General features: G+C 65.2%; 20 protein-coding genes. 9 read left to right on the plus strand and 11 right to left on the minus strand.

From position 1 onward, the window contains the following. Positions 1–38: 38 nt before the first annotated feature. From RAM80_RS22295 to RAM80_RS22305, 3 genes are read left to right on the plus strand one after another with little or no spacing between them, the layout of a single operon-like run. The gene (locus RAM80_RS22295; RefSeq protein ID WP_416422588.1) at positions 39–344 is read left to right on the plus strand and encodes a DUF3649 domain-containing protein; all 306 of its coding nucleotides are present in this window, start codon (positions 39–41) and stop codon (positions 342–344) included. Next, entirely contained in the window at positions 341–1,894 is a 1,554-nt protein-coding gene (locus RAM80_RS22300) for a PepSY-associated TM helix domain-containing protein (protein WP_416422589.1), read from the plus strand. Before RAM80_RS22295 ends, RAM80_RS22300 begins: the two co-directional genes overlap by 4 nt. Then, complete coding sequence (locus RAM80_RS22305; protein WP_416427538.1) at positions 1,894–2,220, plus strand: DUF3325 domain-containing protein; 327 nt, start codon at positions 1,894–1,896, stop codon at positions 2,218–2,220. Before RAM80_RS22300 ends, RAM80_RS22305 begins: the two co-directional genes overlap by 1 nt. On the opposite strand, the gene RAM80_RS22310 is transcribed toward RAM80_RS22305, so the two are convergent. After that, positions 2,217–3,092: a helix-turn-helix transcriptional regulator gene (locus RAM80_RS22310; protein ID WP_416422590.1), complete on the minus strand. Its 876-nt coding sequence runs from the start codon at positions 3,090–3,092 to the stop codon at positions 2,217–2,219. The genes RAM80_RS22305 and RAM80_RS22310 overlap by 4 nt on opposite strands. A 131-nt stretch (positions 3,093–3,223) precedes the next feature. Between RAM80_RS22310 and RAM80_RS22315 the strand changes: the two genes are divergently transcribed. After that, positions 3,224–4,141: a DMT family transporter gene (locus RAM80_RS22315; RefSeq protein WP_416422591.1), complete on the plus strand. Its 918-nt coding sequence runs from the start codon at positions 3,224–3,226 to the stop codon at positions 4,139–4,141. On the opposite strand, the gene RAM80_RS22320 is transcribed toward RAM80_RS22315, so the two are convergent. From RAM80_RS22320 to RAM80_RS22330, 3 genes are all read right to left on the minus strand, one after another. Next, on the minus strand, positions 4,119–4,628 hold the full coding sequence (locus tag RAM80_RS22320; protein WP_416422592.1) for a DUF2165 family protein: 510 nt from the start codon (positions 4,626–4,628) through the stop codon (positions 4,119–4,121). The genes RAM80_RS22315 and RAM80_RS22320 overlap by 23 nt on opposite strands. A 101-nt stretch (positions 4,629–4,729) precedes the next feature. Next, positions 4,730–5,704, minus strand: coding sequence for a 2-hydroxyacid dehydrogenase (locus RAM80_RS22325; protein WP_416422593.1), 975 nt, complete (start codon positions 5,702–5,704; stop codon positions 4,730–4,732). Positions 5,705–5,849: 145 nt separating this feature from the next. After that, positions 5,850–6,797 carry a LysR family transcriptional regulator gene (locus RAM80_RS22330; protein ID WP_416422594.1) on the minus strand — a complete coding sequence of 316 codons (948 nt, stop codon included), beginning with the start codon at positions 6,795–6,797 and terminating at the stop codon, positions 5,850–5,852. A gap of 187 nt (positions 6,798–6,984) precedes the next feature. On the opposite strand from RAM80_RS22330, the gene RAM80_RS22335 reads away from it, so the two are divergent. The 5 genes from RAM80_RS22335 (at position 6,985) to RAM80_RS22355 (ending at position 12,340) form a co-directional block, all read left to right on the plus strand. Further along, entirely contained in the window at positions 6,985–8,496 is a 1,512-nt protein-coding gene (locus RAM80_RS22335; protein WP_416422595.1) for an efflux transporter outer membrane subunit, read from the plus strand. Between the two features lie 10 nt (positions 8,497–8,506). Next, positions 8,507–10,687 carry an FUSC family protein gene (locus tag RAM80_RS22340; RefSeq protein ID WP_416422596.1) on the plus strand — a complete coding sequence of 727 codons (2,181 nt, stop codon included), beginning with the start codon at positions 8,507–8,509 and terminating at the stop codon, positions 10,685–10,687. A 3-nt stretch (positions 10,688–10,690) separates the two neighbouring features. Further along, positions 10,691–10,891, plus strand: coding sequence for a DUF1656 domain-containing protein (locus RAM80_RS22345; RefSeq protein ID WP_416422597.1), 201 nt, complete (start codon positions 10,691–10,693; stop codon positions 10,889–10,891). Positions 10,892–10,901: 10 nt separating this feature from the next. Then, positions 10,902–11,771 (plus strand): efflux RND transporter periplasmic adaptor subunit, encoded by an 870-nt coding sequence (locus RAM80_RS22350; protein WP_416422598.1) that lies wholly within the window; start codon positions 10,902–10,904, stop codon positions 11,769–11,771. Positions 11,772–12,091: 320 nt separating this feature from the next. After that, positions 12,092–12,340 (plus strand): hypothetical protein, encoded by a 249-nt coding sequence (locus RAM80_RS22355; protein WP_416422599.1) that lies wholly within the window; start codon positions 12,092–12,094, stop codon positions 12,338–12,340. Between the two features lie 262 nt (positions 12,341–12,602). On the opposite strand, the gene RAM80_RS22360 is transcribed toward RAM80_RS22355, so the two are convergent. The 7 genes from RAM80_RS22360 to RAM80_RS22390 all read right to left on the minus strand — a co-directional run bounded on the left by RAM80_RS22360 (position 12,603) and on the right by RAM80_RS22390 (position 17,364). Then, positions 12,603–12,944, minus strand: a complete 342-nt coding sequence (locus tag RAM80_RS22360; protein WP_416422600.1) for a type II toxin-antitoxin system HicB family antitoxin — start codon at positions 12,942–12,944, stop codon at positions 12,603–12,605. Beyond that, positions 12,941–13,195, minus strand: coding sequence for a type II toxin-antitoxin system HicA family toxin (locus RAM80_RS22365; protein WP_416422601.1), 255 nt, complete (start codon positions 13,193–13,195; stop codon positions 12,941–12,943). The genes RAM80_RS22360 and RAM80_RS22365 overlap by 4 nt, the downstream gene beginning before the upstream one ends. Positions 13,196–13,291: 96 nt before the next feature. Continuing rightward, positions 13,292–14,104, minus strand: coding sequence for an SDR family oxidoreductase (locus tag RAM80_RS22370; RefSeq protein WP_416422602.1), 813 nt, complete (start codon positions 14,102–14,104; stop codon positions 13,292–13,294). Next, the gene (locus tag RAM80_RS22375) at positions 13,990–14,487 is read right to left on the minus strand and encodes a TlpA family protein disulfide reductase (protein WP_416422603.1); all 498 of its coding nucleotides are present in this window, start codon (positions 14,485–14,487) and stop codon (positions 13,990–13,992) included. Before RAM80_RS22375 ends, RAM80_RS22370 begins: the two co-directional genes overlap by 115 nt. A gap of 87 nt (positions 14,488–14,574) precedes the next feature. Next, complete coding sequence (locus RAM80_RS22380; RefSeq protein ID WP_416422604.1) at positions 14,575–15,039, minus strand: multidrug transporter; 465 nt, start codon at positions 15,037–15,039, stop codon at positions 14,575–14,577. Positions 15,040–15,155: 116 nt separating this feature from the next. Continuing rightward, the gene (locus RAM80_RS22385; protein ID WP_416422605.1) at positions 15,156–16,607 is read right to left on the minus strand and encodes a mannose-1-phosphate guanylyltransferase/mannose-6-phosphate isomerase; all 1,452 of its coding nucleotides are present in this window, start codon (positions 16,605–16,607) and stop codon (positions 15,156–15,158) included. Positions 16,608–16,713: 106 nt separating this feature from the next. After that, complete coding sequence (locus RAM80_RS22390) at positions 16,714–17,364, minus strand: alginate O-acetyltransferase AlgF (RefSeq protein ID WP_027979062.1); 651 nt, start codon at positions 17,362–17,364, stop codon at positions 16,714–16,716. Between the last annotated feature and the right edge of the window lie 41 nt (positions 17,365–17,405).

Below are 17,405 nucleotides of genomic sequence, written 5' to 3' on the forward strand. Positions count from 1 at the left end.
AAGTTTGACCGTCTTGTTACCTTGAGCCCGCCACTGCCATGAAAAGCCCTTCTGCCGGCCTGCCGGTTGCCTACCGCCTGGGTGTCTGCTCGCGCATCGTCGCGGCGGCCATGGGCGGTTATGTGCTGGCCGCGCTGGTGGGCATCAGCCTGGCGGCGCTGCTGCCGCTGGCGCGGGCCGAGGCGATGGTCAGCGGCATGATGCTGTCGTTCCTGGTGTACGTGGTGGCAGTACTCTGGTGCTTCGCCTGCCGTACCGCCACCCGCGCCTGGCTGGGCTTGCTGGCGCCAAGCCTGGTGCTGCTGGCGATCAATGGGCTGGTTTACTGGATGCAACACTCATGAAGGAAGGCTTTCGCCAGGCCATGGCCTGGCTGCACACCTGGGCGGGGTTGGTGTTCGGCTGGCTGCTGTTCGCGATTTTCCTGACCGGCACGCTGTCGTACTTCAAGGATGAGATCAGCCACTGGGCGCACCCTGAAATCGCCGCCTACCCGCTGGATGCCGCCGCCAGCCTGGGCCATGCCCAGGCCTACCTGCAAGCCCATGCGCCGCAGGCATCGGTGTGGTACATCACTGTGCCCGACGCCCGCCAGCCGGAGATCGGCTTGATGTACCCGGACGCCACGGGGACGTTCCAGCAGGTCAGCCTCGATGCCCACAGCGGCCAGGCGGTCACCGCCCGCGAATCGATGGGCGGCGAGTTCTTCTACCGTTTCCACTTCCAGCTGCAACTGCCGTACCCCTGGGGGCGGTGGCTGGCCAGCCTGTGCGCGCTGGTGATGCTGGCCACGCTGGTCAGCGGCATCATCACCCACAAGAAGATCTTCAAGGAGTTCTTCACCTTCCGCCCGCGCAAGGGCCAGCGCTCCTGGCTGGACGGGCACAACGCCGTGGGCGTGCTGGTGTTGCCGTTCCACTTGATGATCACCTACAGCAGCCTGGTGATCTTCATGACCATGCTGCTGCCGGCCAACATCCTGGCCCAGTACGGCTCGCAGACCGCGGCGGTGTTCGCCGAGCTGATGCCCACCTCGAACGTGCCGGCCGCCGCCAACCAACCGGCCCCATTGGTGCCCTTGGCCGATTTGTACGCGCAGTTCCGCGAGCACGCCCCCGGCAGCCACCTGGGCCTGGTAGAAGTCGATCACCCTGGCGATGCCAACGCCTCGGTGATCTTCGGCCGCCACGGCGCCGATCGCATCGTCCACCAGATCGGCCAGGGCCTGGTGTTCGACGGCGTTAGCGGTGCGCTGCGCGCCGACAGCCAGGTCAGCAGCCTGCCACTGGTGATTGCCGGTGGCCTGTACGGCTTGCACATGGGCCACTTCGCCGGTGCGGGCCTGCGCTGGCTGTACTTCCTCGCTGGCGTCGGCGGCACCGCCATGATCGGCACCGGGCTGGTGATGTGGCTGGGCAAGCGCCAGCTCAAGCACACCAAGAGTGCGCGGCCGCCGTTGCACCTGCGCCTGGTGGCGGTGCTCAACACCATGAGCATGGCCGGCCTGCTGCTGGCCGTGGCCGGCTTCTTCTGGGCCAACCGCCTGTTGCCGGTGGACCTGGCGGCGCGCAGCGACCTGGAGGTGCGGCTGTTCTTCTGGGTCTGGGGGCTGTCGGCGCTGCATGCAGCGCTGCGCCCGGCGCGCCAGGCCTGGCTGGAGCAACTGGGGCTGGGAGCGCTGCTGTTCGCCGGGCTGCCGCTGCTGAATGCGCTGACCACCGCCCATGGCTTGAATCATTCACTGGCCAGTGGCGACTGGGCCATGGCCGGGGTCGACCTCGGCGCGCTGGCCTGGGGCCTGCTGATGGCCTGGGCGGTGCGCAAGCTGTGGCGTCATGCGCCGGTCAAGCAGGCCCGCAAGCTTGCGCTGCAGGCCGAGGGCGAACCGTCATGATGCCGGTGGTCGCGCTGCTGTGTTATTCGGGCTTCACCGGCCTGTGCCTGGCCATGGACCGCCATTACCGTGACCTCACGGGGCGTGCGTTGCAGGCGCGGGTAGGCCTGTTCCTGCGTGTGGGCGGGGCGCTGCTGCTAGCCGCCGCCCTGGCCGTGGCGGTGCAGGCCGACGGCGGCTGGAGCATGGGCCTGGTGCACTGGTGCGCGGGGCTGATGGGCAGCGCCATGCTGCTGGTGTTCCTGCTGCCATACCGGCCGCGCCTGGCCCTGGGCCTGGCGGCTGCGGGGTTGCCGCTGGCGCCGCTGCTGGGCCTTGCGCTTTAACCCAGGAAAGCCGCCCGGTAGCTGATGGGGGAGGCACCCAAGGCCTGCCTGAAGCGATTGCTGAAATGGCTGGCGCTGGCGAATCCGCACGCCAGGGCAATGTCCCCCACGGCCAGGCGGCTGCCGCGCAGCAACGCGCACGCCCGCGCCATGCGCCGCGCCAGCACGTACTGGTGCGGTGGCAGGCCGAAACTGGCGCGGAACATCCGCGCGAAATGGTATTCGGACAGGTTGCACAGGGCCGCCAGCTCGCCCAGGGTCAGGGGCTGGTCCAGCGCACTGTCTACATGCGACACCAGCCGACGCCGGTGGTGGCCAGCCAAACCACCGTTTACCCGCACGCCGTCGCGCAAGCCCGCCTGGTGCAGCAGCGTATGGCTGAGCAGCTCATGGGCCAGGCTGGTGCCCAGCAGGCGTTCGGCCGGCTCCTGCCAATCCAGGGCGATCAGCTGGCGAAAACGTGCAGCCTGGCGGGGCTCGTCGAGAAACGTCACCTCGCGCAGCTGCATCTCCCGCGGCTCGCGGTCCAGCAGCGTCACGCAGCCCAGGGCGAACTGCTGCTCGCTGAAATATAGATGCGCCAGGCGCAGCTCGCCGTTCACCACCCACGCCGAATCCTGCCCGGCCGGCAGCGTGCACAGCTTGTCCGGCGCGCCTTTGCGCCCGGGCGCGTCGGTGCGAAACGTACCGGTGCCGCCGCCCACGTAGCAGGACAGCGTGTGGTGGCTGGGCGCCTGGTAGTGCTGCGAATCGTGGCGGTTGTTCCACAGCGCCGCCGTCAGGCCATCACCCAATGCAGCACTCTGCTCCAGGCGTGCGTGGGACGAGCGTTGCAGGCATTGGAATACCTGGATGGCAGGGGTTGGGGGCATGGTCGACTCCTCTGTGCGCATCGTACCGGTTGGCACCCCCCGTGGCAGTGGCTGGCCGATGAAAAGCGCAAGAATTGGCAAGTGCGCGGGGCAGGGCAGGGGGACACTGGGCCGCCACAAGGAGCGCTGCCATGAACCTGTTTCTCTACCTGCTCACCGTCCTCATCTGGGGCACCACCTGGCTCGCCCTCAAGCTGCAACTGGGGGTGGTGGCCATCCCGGTGTCCATCGTCTACCGCTTTGCCCTGGCGGCGCTGGTGCTGTTCGCCATCCTGTTACTCAGCCGGCGCCTGCAACCCATGAGCCGGCGCGGCCACCTGATCTGCCTGGCCCAGGGGCTGTGCCTGTTCTGCATCAACTTCATGTGCTTCCTGACGGCCAGCCAGTGGGTGCCCAGCGGCCTGGTGGCCGTGGTGTTCTCTACTGCCACGCTGTGGAACGCGCTCAATGCCCGGGTGTTCTTCGGCCAGCGTATCGCCGCCAACGTCTTGGGCGGTGGCGCCTTGGGGCTGGCGGGGCTGGGCCTGCTGTTCTGGCCAGAGCTGGCCGGGCACTCGGCCAGCCGTGAGACTCTGATTGGCTTGGGCCTGGCGTTGCTGGGTACGCTTTGCTTCTCGGCAGGCAACATGCTGTCCAGCCTGCAACAGAAAGCCGGGCTGAGGCCACTGACCACCAACGCCTGGGGCATGCTCTATGGCTCGGTGATGTTGGCGGGCTATTGCCTGGTGCGTGGCGTGCCGTTCAGTGTCGACTGGAGCCTGCAGTACATCGGCTCGCTGCTGTACCTGGTGATACCGGGCTCGGTGATCGGCTTTACCGCCTACCTCACCCTGGTGGGACGCATGGGGCCGGAACGGGCGGCATACTGCACGGTGCTGTTCCCGCTGGTGGCGTTGAACGTGTCGGCGGTTGCCGAAGGGTATCAATGGACGGCGCCGGCCCTGGCGGGGCTGGTGCTGGTGATGGCGGGGAATGTGCTGGTGTTTCGCAAGCCTCGGCTTGCGCGGCCTGCCGGGGGGGCAACTACTAGTCATGAGCCCGCAGGCTGACGAAAATCAGTGCCGCCAGGATATAGTTCATGAAACGATCCGAAGTATCGAGTGCGTTCCATTCCTCGGATTGCCACATGGCAAACCATTCTCCGGCGATTACCTGGAAACACAGGTACCAGAGGAACACTCCTACCATCAGGCCGGCAATTGCGTAGCGCTTGGCGTGATTGAAACACTGCGAGGAACTGGCAACTTCCCGTTTCAAGTGCCAGGCGCCCAGCAGGCATAGGGCCGTGAACGTGGCCTGTAGGCAAATGATCAGCACGTAGACGCCATGGTGTACCCAAGTGGGTTCCAATGCACGCCACGCCAGTGAGCTACCCGAAGACAAGGAATCCATCAACAGCGTATGGCGCACGAACTCGAAGTTGGTGGCGTAGTCGCTGATATTTCCCAGTACGACCATGGCGCCGAAAAGGCCGGCGAACAAGACCATCAGTACCTTCGACCAGCGGATGAGCTGGTGGGTGGTGATTCCATTCATTTCGATATTCCCCCGGTATTCGGACCGTGCCGCCCGGGGGATTATGAGACGATTGGAGCGCGCCGATCACGCCCCATTTCGTTTCATTTTGTGCGAGCTGATCAGCCCTTGAACACCTGCGGGTTCACCAGGTCCTGCGGGCGCTGTCCTTTCAGCGCCGCGGTCAGGTTATCCATGGCGCGGTTGGCCATGGCCTCGCGGGTTTCCGAGGTGGCCGAGCCGATGTGCGGCAGGGTCACGGCGTTCTTCAGCTGGAACAGCGGCGATTCGGCCAGCGGCTCTTTCTCGTACACGTCCAGGCCGGCGCCGCGGATGGTGCCCTTCTGCAACGCTTCGATCAGCGCCGGTTCGTCGACGATCGGCCCACGGGCGATGTTCACCAGAATGGCGGATGGCTTCATCAGCGCCAGCTCGCGGTGGCTGATCAGGTGCTTGGTTTTCTCGCTCAGCGGTACCACCAGGCAGACGAAGTCGGCCTCAGCCAGCAGCTGCTCGAGGCTGCGGAACTGCGCGCCCAGCTCTTGCTCGATGGCGGTCTTGCGGCTGTTGCCGCTGTACAGGATGGGCATGTTGAAGCCCAGGCGGCCACGGCGGGCGATGGCTGCGCCAATGTTGCCCATGCCGACGATGCCCAGGGTCTTGCCGTACACGTCGGTGCCGAACAGGTTGGGGCCGACGGTGGCTTTCCATTCACCGGCCTTGGTCCAGGCGTCCAGCTCGGCGACGCGGCGGGCGCTGCTCATGATCAGCGAAAAGCCCAGGTCGGCGGTGCTTTCGGTGAGCACGTCGGGGGTGTTGGTGAGCATGATGCCGCGCTCGTTGAAGTAGGCGACGTCGTAGTTGTCGTAGCCCACCGAGACGCTCGACACCACTTCCAGCTTGCTGGCGCTGGCCAGCTGCTTGGCGCCCAGCGGGCGACCGGCGCCGATCAGGCCATGGGCGTGGGGCAGGGCTTCGTCGAATTGCGCGGCAATGTCACCCTGCTTGGGGTTGGGCACAATCACGTCGAAGTCTTGCTGCAGGCGCTCGACCATGGGCGGGGTGATGCGGCTGAAGGCAAGTACGGTCTTTTTCATTGGGCTTGTTCTCGACAGTCGGGTGAAGAATGTGAGCACGCTAACATTCCCGCCCTTGTCGACACAAACCTTGTGGGAGCTGGCTTGCCAGCGAGCTTTTGCGTTTTGAAAAGCTCGCTGGCAAGCCAGCTCCCACAGGTTTCACTCAAATCGCCATGTTCAACTCATGGGTCTTCAGGTCCGCCTCATGCGCCGCCAGAATGTCCGGCAACGAGCCGCGCAGGTACTCCACCCAGGTCTTGATCTTCGCGTCCAGGTACTGGCGCGACGGGTAGATGGCGTACAGGTTCAGCTCCTGCAGGCGGTAGTCGGGCAGCATGCGCACCAGGGTGCCGTTGCGCAGGCCGTCGATAGCCGCATAGATCGGCAGCACGCCCACGCCCATGCCGCTGATGATCGCGCTTTTCATCGCGTCGGCGGAATTGACCTGGAATGGTGCATTACTGATGTTGACCATCTCCTGCCCCTCGGGGCCGTCGAACAGCCACTTCTCCAACTGCACCACCGGGCTGATCAGCCGCAGGCAGGCGTGGGACATCAGGTCGCTAGGCTTGCGCGCGGCGCCGTGGGCCTTCACGTACTCGGGCGAGGCGCAGACGATGCTGTAGGTGATGCCCAGGCGCTGGGACACGAAGCCCGAGTCCGGCAGCTCGCTGGCCAGCACGATGGACACGTCGTAGCCCTCGTCCAGCAGGTCCGGTACGCGGTTTGCAAGGGTGAGGTCGAAGGTCACGTCCGGGTGGGTCTTGCGGTACCGGGCAATGGCGTCGATCACGAAGTGCATGCCGATGCCGGTCATGGTGTGCACTTTCAGCTGGCCGGCTGGCCGGGCGTGGGCGTCGCTGGCCTCCGCCTCGGCTTCTTCGACGTAGGCCAGGATCTGCTCGCAACGCAGCAGGTAGCGCTTGCCCGCTTCGGTCAGGGCAATGCGGCGCGTGGTGCGGTTGAGCAGGCGGGTTTGCAGATGCGCTTCGAGGTTGGAGACCGCCCGCGACACGTTGGCGGTGGTTGTATCGAGCTGCACGGCGGCGGCAGTGAAACTGCCCGCTTCGGCCACGCAACTGAAAGCACGCATGTTTTGCAGGGTGTCCATGGGTCACTCTCTAAATAGACGGCAAATTGTCGCATGAAGTAACAATTGTCGTCTCGCTGCTTTATACCGATTATCGCTTTTTCCGTAACAAAGATTCACACGAACACCTGCTTATCGGCGCCCGTTTCACCCCCTAGAATCGGCGTCTCAAGGCAATCCCCTCTCTTTCAGTCAGGAATTAGCAGCTGTGCCGCGTCGCATATTTGGAAAGCTGAATGCTTTCAGCGTTTTGGCCTTAACTTTGACCATCAGCGGCTGCATCGGCACAGGAGGCATCGCCCCGCAAGGCAAGGCCCTGTCCGCCAACACCCTGGCCACCGACGAAGCCATCCAGGCCGCCGCCAAGGACGCCCATTGGCCAGCCAGCCAATGGTGGCGTGGCTATGGCGACGCGCAGCTGGACCAGTGGGTGGACACCGCGCTGCAAGGCAGCCCGACCCTGGCCATGGCCGCCGCCCGCGTGCGCCAGGCCAAGGCCATGGCCGGCGTGGCCGAGTCGGCCGAGTCGGTGCAAATCAATGGCAAGGCGTCGATGACCCGGCACAAATGGCCGACGGACAACTTCTATGGCCCCGGCGAACTGGCCGGTGTCACTGACTGGGACAACACCGCCGGCCTGGGCCTGAGCTACGACCTGGACCTGTGGGGCCGCGACCGCAACGCCACCGAGCAGGCCGTGGACATGGCCCACATGAGCGTGGCCCAGGCCCGCCAGGCGCAGCTGGAACTGACCAACAACATCGTCAAGGCGTACATCCAGCTGTCGCTGCAGTTCGCCCAGCGCGACATCGTCCAGGCCACCCTGGCGCAACAGCAGCAAATCTTGCAGCTGGCGCAAAAACGCCTCGACCATGGCATCGGCACCCAATTCGAGGTCAGCCAGGCGCAGACGCCGCTGCCTGAAACCCAGCGCCAGATCGACGCCCTGGACGAAGAAATCGACCTGAGCCGCAACCAGCTGGCGGCCCTGGCCGGCAAAGGCCCGGGTGAGGGCGCACGCCTGCAACGGCCGACCCTGGCCCTGGGCGCGCCGCTGAAACTGCCGTCGGCGCTGCCGGCCGAACTGCTCGGCCAGCGCCCCGACGTGGTCGCCAGCCGCTGGCAGGTCGCGGCGCAAGCCCGCGGCATCGACGTGGCGCACGCCGGCTTCTACCCCAACGTTGACCTCACCGCCAGCCTTGGCTACATGGCCACCGGTGGCGGCATGCTGGGCTTCCTGACGGCTTCCAAGCTCAGCTACACCGTGGGCCCGGCCGTGACCCTGCCGATCTTCGACGGCGGCCGCCTGCGCTCGCAACTGGGCGAGGCCTCGGCCGGCTACGACATGGCCGTGGCGCACTATAATCAGACCCTGGTCGAGGCCCTGAAGAACATCTCCGACCAGCTGATCCGCCGCGAGTCCATGGACAAGCAGCAGGCCTTCGCCGCCCAATCGGTGGCCTCGGCGCAGAAGACCTACGACATCGCCCAGGTCGCGTTCCAGCGCGGCCTGACCGATTTCCTCAACGTGCTGAACGCCCAGACCCAGCTGTTCCACCAGCAGACGGTGCAGCAGCAGGTGCAGGCCGCGCGCCTCACCGCCCAGGCCGAGCTGGTGACGGCGTTGGGCGGTGGCCTGCAGGCCGGCAACGACGTGCCGGGCGACGACAAGACCGCGGCGCCGAAAACCCCGGCGGCCCTGGCCATCCTTAACCACTGACGGACCGATCATGACTTCTCTGTCTGCACCGCTGCGCCGGCTCGGGTCGCTGCAGTGGCGCCGTGGCTTCTTCGAGTGGGCGCGCAGCGACGGCGTCACCTGGGTGTATATCTTCAAGACCCTGCTGGCGGCGTTCCTGACCCTGTGGCTGGCCATGCGCCTGGAACTGCCGCAGCCGCGCACGGCGATGATCACTGTGTTCATCGTCATGCAGCTGCAAAGCGGCCACGTGTTCGCCAAGAGCTTCTACCGTTTCCTCGGCACCATCGCCGGGTCGGTGGTTACGGTGCTGCTGATTGCGCTGTTCGCGCAGAACACCGAACTGTTCCTGCCCAGCCTGGTGATCTGGTTCGGCATCTGTTCGGCGGGCGCCGTGCGCCACCGCAACTTCAAGGGCTACGGCTTCGTGCTGGCCGGCTACACCGCGGCGTTCATCGGCCTGCCGGCCCTGGCGCACCCGGAAGGGGCGTTCATGGCGGCCATGTGGCGGGTGCTGGAAATCTCCCTGGGGCTGATTGTCTCCACGGCGGTCAGCGCGGCGATTCTGCCGCAGTCGGCCAGCGCCTCCATGCGCAACGCCATGTACCAGCGCTTTGGCGTGTTCGCCGGCTTCGTCGCCGAGGGCCTGCGCGGTGCCAGCCAGCGCGCCACTTTCGAGAGCACCAACGTGCGCTTCATCTCCGAGGCCGTGGGCCTGGAGAGCCTGCGCGGCGTGGTGGCCTTCGAAGACCCACACATGCGCCGTCGCAGTGGCCGGGTCAGCCGCCTGAACAGCGAGTTCATGGCCATCACCACGCGCTTCAACGCCCTGCACCAGTTGCTGGAACGCATTCGTGGACGCGGCCATGCCGAGGTAGTCACGGCCATAGAGCCCGGCCTGCAGGCCCTGGCGCAACTGCTGGACGGTTTCGCCGGCCGCGCGCTGACCGTGGACGACGCCAAGCGCCTCACTGAACAGCTGTCCATCTACAAGGCCGAGCTGCCGTCCCACGTGCGCCGCCTGCGGGCCATCTTCGTTGAAAGCGCGCCCAGCGAGCATGATTTGCTGGACTTCCACACCGCCTACGAGCTGCTGTACCGCTTCGTCGATGAGCTGCACAGCTACGCCCAGACCCACGCCTCGCTGGCTGACCACAGCCATGCGCGCGAAAGCTGGGACGAGCCGTTCATGCCCCAGACCAGCTGGTGGGTTTCGGCCGCCGCGGCAGTGCGAGCCATGTCGGTGCTGGGCCTGCTGGGCAGCTACTGGGTGGCCACGGCCTGGCCCAGCGGCGCCACCATGACCCTGGTGGCCGCGGCCACCGTGGGCCTGTCGGCAGCGGCGCCGAACCCCAAGCGCATGTCGTTCCAGATGGCCTGCGGGACCATGCTGGGCGCGGTGGTGGGCTTTGCCGAAACCTTCTTCGTGTTCCCCTGGATCGACGGCTTCCCGCTGCTGTGCATGGTGCTGGCGCCGGTGCTGGTGTTCGGCGCCTTCCTGGCTTCGCGCCCGCAGTGGGCGGGGTACGGGCTGGGCCTGCTGATTTTCTTCTCGATCGGCTCGGTGCCCGACAACCTCACGGTGTACAACGCCTACGGCTTCATCAACGACTACATCGGCATGATCCTGGGCATGCTCGCCTGTGCCGCCGCCGGCGCCATCATCCTGCCGCCCAACAGCCGCTGGCTGTGGCAGCGCCTGGAGCACAACCTGCGCGAGCAGGTGGTGTTCGCCATCAGCGGCAAGCTGCGCGGCCTGGGCTCGGCGTTCGAAAGCCGTACCCGCGACGTGCTCAACCAGGCTTACGGCCTGGCCGCCGGCAAGCCCGAGGTGCAGCGCAACCTGCTGCGCTGGATGTTCGTGGTGCTGGAGATCGGCCACGCCATCATCGAGCTGCGCCGCGAGCAGGCGGTGCTGCCGGTGCACCCGGCCTACGCCGAGTCGCAGCCGTGGCGCCAGGCCATCCGCGCCATGGGCCGTTCGTTGATCCGCCTGTTCATCCAGCCCAGCCGCGCCAACCTGGAGCGCAGCCTGGCGGCAGTGGACCAGGCCATCTACTGCGTGCGCGACACCGACGAGCCGTTCGCCCGGCACTTCGACACCTCGGCGCTGCGCCGGGTGCAGAGCTACCTGCACTTCATCCGCAGCTCCCTGCTGGACCCGCAATCACCGCTTGCCGAGCTGGCGCCGCCGCGCCCGCCCAAGGACTGACCCATGCCTCGCGAAATAGCCTTTCATGGCGTGTACATGCCGACCATGACCCTGATGTTCCTGATTGCCCTGGGCGTGGGTTGGGTGCTGGACCGCCTGATCAGCGGCCTGGACCTGTACCGCTTCTTCTGGCACCCGGCGCTGCTGCGCCTGAGCCTGTTCGTCTGCCTGTTCGGCGCCATGGCGCTAACCGTTTACCGTTGAGACCGACCTGATGAAAAAGTTTTTCAGCCTGATTGCCACCCTGCTGATACTGGCCCTGGCCGTGTTCATCGGCCGCGAGCTGTGGGTGCACTACATGGAAACCCCCTGGACCCGCGACGGCCGCGTGCGCGCCGACATCATCAACGTCGCCCCGGACGTGTCCGGCTACGTGGTGGCGGTGCCGGTGCGTGACAACCAACTGGTGAAGAAGGGCGACGTGCTGCTGCAGATCGACCCCGAGCACTACCAGATCGCCGTCAAGCAGGCCCAGGCGCTGGTTGCCTCGCGCAAGGCCACGTGGGAAATGCGCCAGGTGAACGCCAAGCGCCGCGCCGACATGGACAACCTGGTGGTGTCCAAGGAAAGCCGCGAAGACGCCGGCAACGTCGCCAGCTCCGCCGAGGCCGACTACCAGCAGGCCGTGGCCGCGCTGGACGCCGCCCAGCTGAACCTGGCCCGCACCAAGGTGCTGGCCACGGTGGACGGCTACGTCACCAACCTCAACGTGCACGTGGGCGACTACGCCCGCACCGGCGAGGCGAAAATGGCCGTGGTCGACAAGAATTCGTTCTGGGTGTACGGCTTCTTCGAGGAAACCAAGCTGCCCCACGTGAAGGTGGGCGACAAGGCTGACCTGCAGATGATGAGCGGCGAAGTGCTCAAGGGCCACGTCGAGAGCATCTCGCGCGGCATCTACGACCGCGACAACCCCGAGAGCCGCGAGCTGGTGGCCGATGTGAACCCGACGTTCAACTGGGTGCGGTTGGCCCAGCGGGTGCCGGTGCGGATTCATATTGATGAAGTGCCGGAGGGGTTTTTGCTGGCGGCGGGTACTACGTGTACGGTAGTTGTGAAGGAAGGCTCGGCGGGGGCTGAATGATTTTTGCTGGGGAGCAGCACCTGTAAGACCTTTCCGAAATTCTCGGATCGTCTTGCACCATCCTAACCGCAACGCTAACCTGCCCCCCGTCGCAGCACCCTGCGACCGGGTTTGGCGACCCGCTTGTTTTTTCAGCGCACCAGCGCAGCACGATCATCGTGGGTATTCTCGTACCCGCGATGTTGCGTTATGGCAGCTGTGCGCGGGAGACCTCCGGGTCTGCCGGGATTGAGAAAACACCGGTTCGCCAACCTGCGTACAGCTGCCACCCATCGTTTGGCGACGATGCAGGCAGCTCTGTTTTCTCAATGGAGTGACCTATGTCTTTAATTCCGCTTCCCCATTCCCCCGCAATCTTCCTCGACACTCAGGCTCCCGTAGCAACCCTCTACGCCCTGGCCATGCACCGCATTGGTACCGCCCGTGAATTGATGCAATCACTGAGCAGCCTGACGCTGAGCAACAGTGATGATCAGGACCTGAAAGCGGTGGTCAACACGGCAAATCTGTTGCTGGAGGAAGGCTGTGCGGTGCTGGACGTGATCGAGGCGCGCGGCGCCTTCGCGTGAAGATGTAGCCGCCGACGCGGTCCATCGGCCGGCCCAGCACAGCCTGGCAGCAGCGGCTAAACCGAACCCGCGTAGCAGCTGCCGCCAGGCTGCGTCAGGCCTCTGCGCGGTCTGCCCGCCATGCGCGGCGCCTGCGGACGCGGCCTACGGCCGCTGCTACGGGGGGGCCGTGTACCTCGGCGCGCGGCCAAGGACGGCTCCTACCACGCACGGCGTAGGAGCCGACTTTAGTCGCGATGCAGACGACGCCGTTTCAAAGCATCTAGCCCAGTGAAAACCGTGCCTCTTTCGCCAGGACTTCGGTTACCCACTGGTTGATGCTTTTGTGCGCCAGCTCGGCTTTCACCGCAACGGTTGCGTGAAGGCTGGGTTCCAGGCGCAGGCTCAATTTGCCGGAATAGGCTTTTTGCGGCTCCTTTCCCAGTTTCCGGCACGTATCGAGATAGTCCACTACGGCCTCCTCGAAGGCGGCGCGCAATTCGGACACCGATTCGCCATGAAACCCGACCACATCCTTGATGCCAGCCAGGTGGCCAATCAGCAGGCCATCTTCGTCGCTGTATTCGATGCGGGCGGTATAGCCCATGTAACTCATCACGTTCATGGTGTAACTCCTGCTTGTTCGAGAAACACCCGGGCATCCTTGACTTGGTAGGCCTTGGCCTCTTTGTCGGGGTGAGGTCGATGGAAGGTGCCCACCGCGCCGTTGAGTTCGAACCGGACCCGTGAGCCATTGCCTTCCACTACCCGGGCCCCGCAGGCGATGAAGAGGGCCTCGATACGGTGCCATTCGAGCGTCACGGGTACTGGTTTGCTGAAGACGACTTTCAGAGTGTGGAGCTGTCGAGTATTCATGGTATCAAATTATGATACCGAGCAGGGATGGTCTATCGGAGCCATCCTCTGCATGTTGTGGGAAACCTCTGAAACGTAGGTTGTAGGCCGCAGCGCCTACAGGTTTTTATGCAACCCGAACTTGCGCTTTAAAATCCCTTCGACGATGCCCTTCGGCACCCACCTCTCCAGCCACGGCAACGCCCGGCTGCCGTTGCCGATGCGCACCAGGCGCGGCGGCACCGGCTTCTGCACGGCGGCCAGCAGGCGGCTGGCGAACGCGTCGGCTGGGGTGGGCCGGTCCTGCGACGCCCGGGCCCGCGCGCGGATCTGCGCCTGCAACGGCCACCACGGCGAACCCTCGGCCAGCACCTGTTCGGCTTCGCGGCTGGCGTTGTTGGCGAACTGGGTGTCGATGGCGCCCGGCTGTACTTCCATCACGCGAATGCCGAACGGCGCCAGTTCCATGCGCAACGCATCGCTCAAGCCATGCACGGCGGCCTTGGAGGCGCAGTAGGCGCCGGCGAACGGCGTTACCAGCACGCCGGAGACGCTGCCGATGTTCACCACCAGCCCGCGGCTGGCACGCAGCAACGGGAACAGCGCGCGGGTGACGCCGACGATGGCGAAGACGTTGGTCTCGAACTGCTGGCGCATGCCGGCCACGCCGCCGTCCAGCAGCGGGCCCATGGCGCCGTAGCCGGCGTTGTTGATGAGGATATCCAGCTGCGGCAGCTCGGCGGCCAGGGCCGCCAGCGCGGCCTCGTCGTTGACATCGAGCTGGCGCGCCTGGAAGCCTTCGGCCGCCAGGCGCTCTACGTCCGCGGGTCGTCGTGCCGTTGCCCAGACGCTGTGGCCTGCCTGCTGGAAGCTGCGCGCGAGGGCGAGGCCGATGCCGCTCGAGCAGCCGGTGATGAGGGTGACGGGCATACGGGGTCCTTGTTCGGCGAGTCGGGTATGAGGTCGATCAAGGCGCAGTCTAGCTGCTCATCCTTGCCCCCCGTGATCAATAATCCATGGCCATCAGCGTGCACCACGAACTGCGCCGGCACCCCGGTCACGCCCAGGGGCTGCCACAGGGCGCCGTTGCCTTCGGTGGGCATGCTGAAGATGTCGACGCCCGGGTGCTGGCTGGCGATGGCCGTGAGGTGCTGCAGGCGCATGCTGCAGCTAGGGCACCCAGCCGAGTGCAATAACAAAAGCCGCCCCCGGCGTGCCGGGGCAAAGGCATATTCATTGGCGCCGGTCTGCTTGCCTTCGCCGAAATGTTCGACGAAGGCGGCAGCGTTTTCGAGCGGTTTGATGGCATTCATGTCGCTGTCCCCATGATGAATAACGTGATCACGTATTCAACGCCTATGGGGCACAGCGCGAAACTGTAAGAACTGACAGGTACCCCGTCAGTTGGCGAAGCGCCCTTGCACCCGCTCGGCCCGCCATTCCAGGGTCTGCGCGCGGTAGCCGGGGCGCAGCGGCGGCAGCGGCAGGCAGTCGCTCCAGCTGGCGCCGGGCTGCAACTGGCCCGGGCCGCGGTAGCGCGGGGCGTCGTAGTCGTCCTGCACCAGGTTCACGGTGTCACCCGGCGCGAAGGCGGCCAGGCGCCATTGCAGCTCCACCATGGGCACGCTGTTGCCGTTCTTCATGCTCACTTGCAGCGGCTTGTCGGCGGGGCACTGCTCGGCCTCGTACTTGAAGTGCAGGCCCATGCGCGCCAGTTGTGCCAGTTCGCGGTTGTCCTGCCACAGCACGCTGAGGCCGACCATGGCCAGGCCAACTACCGCCACCAGGGAAATCGGCAGGGCTTTCTTCGGGTAGCGAATGAGCAGGAACAGCCAGGAGATGATGAGGAGAGTGCCGATGAGCATGGCTTTGATCGCGTGTTGTGGGACAGGCCTGCCATCGTAACCCAATAAAAAAGCCCCTGCCTCACCGGCTGCGGATAGGGGACGCAGCGGATGAGGCAGGGGCTTTCGGGGCGAGCTTACTGGGCGATGGTTTTCACCGACACGCCGCGCTCGATCGGGGTGGAACGGCCGTAGATATCCTCGAAGCGCTCGATGTCGTCTTCACCCAGGTAGCTGCCCGACTGCACTTCGATGATTTCCAGCGGGATCTTGCCCGGGTTGCGCAGGCGGTGCACCGAGGCGATCGGGATGTAGGTGGACTGGTTCTCGCACAGCAGGAACACGTTCTCGTCGCAGGTCACCTCGGCGGTGCCCGACACCACGATCCAGTGCTCGGCGCGGTGGTGGTGCATCTGCAGGCTCAGGCAGGCGCCCGGTTTCACCGAGATGTGCTTGACCTGGAAGCGGCCGCCCATGTCCACCGAGTCGTACGAGCCCCAGGGGCGGTACACTTCGCAGTGGTTCTGGGTTTCGCTGCGGCCCTGCTCGTTGAGGGTGGCGACCATCTGCTTCACGCCCTGGACCTTGTCCTTGTGGGCAATCATCATCGCGTCCTTGGTTTCCACCACCACGATGTTTTCCAGGCCGATCACCGACACCAGCTTGCCGTTGCCATGGATCATGCAGTTGCGGCTGTCCTGCACCACCACGTCGCCCTTGGTGACGTTGCCGTTGGCGTCCTTCTCGTGCACGTCCCACAGCGACGACCAGCAGCCCACATCGCTCCAGCCGGCGGTCAGCGGCACCACGCAGGCGCGCTGGGTCTTTTCCATCACCGCGTAGTCGATGGAATTGTCCGGGCAGCAGGCGAAGGTGGCTTCGTCGATCTCGATGTTGTCGCCGTCCTTCACGCTGCGCTCAAGGGTGAGCATGCAGGTGTCGTAGATGTCCGGGTCGTGCTTTTTCAGCTCTTCCAGGAAGCGGCTGGCGCGGAACAGGAACATGCCGCTGTTCCAGAAGTAGCCACCGGCCTCGACGAATTCGCTGGCGCGTTTTTCATCCGGTTTCTCGACGAACTGGGCCACGCGGCTCACGCCTTCTGGCAGCAGCGCATCGTTGGTGGACTTGATGTAGCCATAACCGGTTTCCGGCTTGGTGGCCGGCACGCCGAACAGCACCATCTCGCCGCGCTCGGCGGCCACGGTGGCCAGGGCCAGGGCGCGTTGCAGGGCTTTCTGGTCGTCGATCACGTGGTCGGCGGGCAGCACCAGCATCAGCTCGTCGCGGCCTTCATTCACCAGCTTCATGGCGGTCAGGGCCACGGCTGGCGCGGTATTGCGGCCGAAGGGCTCCATCAGGATGCCCTGGGTTTCCAGCTTCAGGTTGGCCAACTGTTCGTTGACGATGAAGCGGTGATCCTTGTTGCAGACCACGATGGGGGTGTCCATGCCTTCGAACACCAGGCGCTCCAGGGTTTGCTGGAACAGCGTGTGCTCGCCGGTCAGGGCCAGGAATTGCTTGGGGAATTGCTTGCGCGAAAGCGGCCACAGACGAGAGCCACTACCACCTGACAAGATCACCGGAATCATAATGTTTCTCCATAAAACGAATGGTTAGTTAGACGCGTTGCCGTTTCTGTCTTGTTGTTGTTCCCTGCTGGCCGCCCGTTGCTGCGGGCGGCCGGCTCGATGCTTCTCAGCGGGTGGACACCGGGCGCTGTACCCAGACTGGCGACAGGCTGCTGCCTTCGCCGGTCACGTAGAGCACGGCGGCCTCGCCACGCTCCAGGGCCACGGGCTTGAGGTCGCTGACCTTCTTGTCGCCTTCGTACAGCGCCAGGCTGACTTTCACCGGGTTGATCTCGCGCTCGCCGGTGCCCTTGGCGGCCACGTCCTTGACCACGTCGGTCTTGCCGTCGGCGGTCTTCAGGGTCAGCGGCTTGTCACTGAGGTTCTGCACGCGTACCAGCGACTTCTGCTTGTTCTTGAACGGTGGCTCTTCCACCAGCTGCGGGTTGCCGTTGGTGTTGTTGACCACGGTGTAGTAGTGGTCCGAGGCCAGCTTCACCGGCAGGGTCTTGCTGCCGACCTTGGCGCTGTAGTCGCCCTGGGGCATGAAGCTGAAGTCGCTGCTGGCCAGCGGCGCGATCTCGTTGAGGTTGGTGTTGCCGACGCTGGCGCTGACTTCCTGGTTGCCGGCGTTGTAGACCCGCACGAACGCCGAGCCTTTTGGCGCGGTAGGGCCGTAGAGGGCGGCATCGCCACCGGCGAAGGCGTGTGCGGAGAGCAGGCCGGTGGCGGCAATCAGGGCAGCGGCCAGACGGTTCTTGGTGGTATGTGCGGTCATGTGCATTTCCTCTTTGCTTGTAAGGTTCGAGCTTTTCAACG

The organism is Pseudomonas sp. App30 (assembly GCF_047947025.1).
Lineage (GTDB): Bacteria > Pseudomonadota > Gammaproteobacteria > Pseudomonadales > Pseudomonadaceae > Aquipseudomonas.

Bases quoted from the DNA above. Each gene is read 5' to 3' on its own strand.
- RAM80_RS22295 (WP_416422588.1), top strand. From the start codon at position 39: ATGAAAAGCCCTTCTGCCGGCCTGCCGGTTGCCTACCGCCTGGGTGTC.
- RAM80_RS22300 (WP_416422589.1), top strand. From the start codon at position 341: ATGAAGGAAGGCTTTCGCCAGGCCATGGCCTGGCTGCACACCTGGGCG.
- RAM80_RS22305 (WP_416427538.1), top strand. From the start codon at position 1,894: ATGCCGGTGGTCGCGCTGCTGTGTTATTCGGGCTTCACCGGCCTGTGC.
- RAM80_RS22310 (WP_416422590.1), bottom strand. From the start codon at position 3,092: ATGCCCCCAACCCCTGCCATCCAGGTATTCCAATGCCTGCAACGCTCG.
- RAM80_RS22315 (WP_416422591.1), top strand. From the start codon at position 3,224: ATGAACCTGTTTCTCTACCTGCTCACCGTCCTCATCTGGGGCACCACC.
- RAM80_RS22320 (WP_416422592.1), bottom strand. From the start codon at position 4,628: ATGAATGGAATCACCACCCACCAGCTCATCCGCTGGTCGAAGGTACTG.
- RAM80_RS22325 (WP_416422593.1), bottom strand. From the start codon at position 5,704: ATGAAAAAGACCGTACTTGCCTTCAGCCGCATCACCCCGCCCATGGTC.
- RAM80_RS22330 (WP_416422594.1), bottom strand. From the start codon at position 6,797: ATGGACACCCTGCAAAACATGCGTGCTTTCAGTTGCGTGGCCGAAGCG.
- RAM80_RS22340 (WP_416422596.1), top strand. From the start codon at position 8,507: ATGACTTCTCTGTCTGCACCGCTGCGCCGGCTCGGGTCGCTGCAGTGG.
- RAM80_RS22345 (WP_416422597.1), top strand. From the start codon at position 10,691: ATGCCTCGCGAAATAGCCTTTCATGGCGTGTACATGCCGACCATGACC.
- RAM80_RS22350 (WP_416422598.1), top strand. From the start codon at position 10,902: ATGAAAAAGTTTTTCAGCCTGATTGCCACCCTGCTGATACTGGCCCTG.
- RAM80_RS22355 (WP_416422599.1), top strand. From the start codon at position 12,092: ATGTCTTTAATTCCGCTTCCCCATTCCCCCGCAATCTTCCTCGACACT.
- RAM80_RS22360 (WP_416422600.1), bottom strand. From the start codon at position 12,944: ATGAACGTGATGAGTTACATGGGCTATACCGCCCGCATCGAATACAGC.
- RAM80_RS22365 (WP_416422601.1), bottom strand. From the start codon at position 13,195: ATGAATACTCGACAGCTCCACACTCTGAAAGTCGTCTTCAGCAAACCA.
- RAM80_RS22370 (WP_416422602.1), bottom strand. From the start codon at position 14,104: ATGCCCGTCACCCTCATCACCGGCTGCTCGAGCGGCATCGGCCTCGCC.
- RAM80_RS22375 (WP_416422603.1), bottom strand. From the start codon at position 14,487: ATGAATGCCATCAAACCGCTCGAAAACGCTGCCGCCTTCGTCGAACAT.
- RAM80_RS22380 (WP_416422604.1), bottom strand. From the start codon at position 15,039: ATGCTCATCGGCACTCTCCTCATCATCTCCTGGCTGTTCCTGCTCATT.
- RAM80_RS22385 (WP_416422605.1), bottom strand. From the start codon at position 16,607: ATGATTCCGGTGATCTTGTCAGGTGGTAGTGGCTCTCGTCTGTGGCCG.
- RAM80_RS22390 (WP_027979062.1), bottom strand. From the start codon at position 17,364: ATGACCGCACATACCACCAAGAACCGTCTGGCCGCTGCCCTGATTGCC.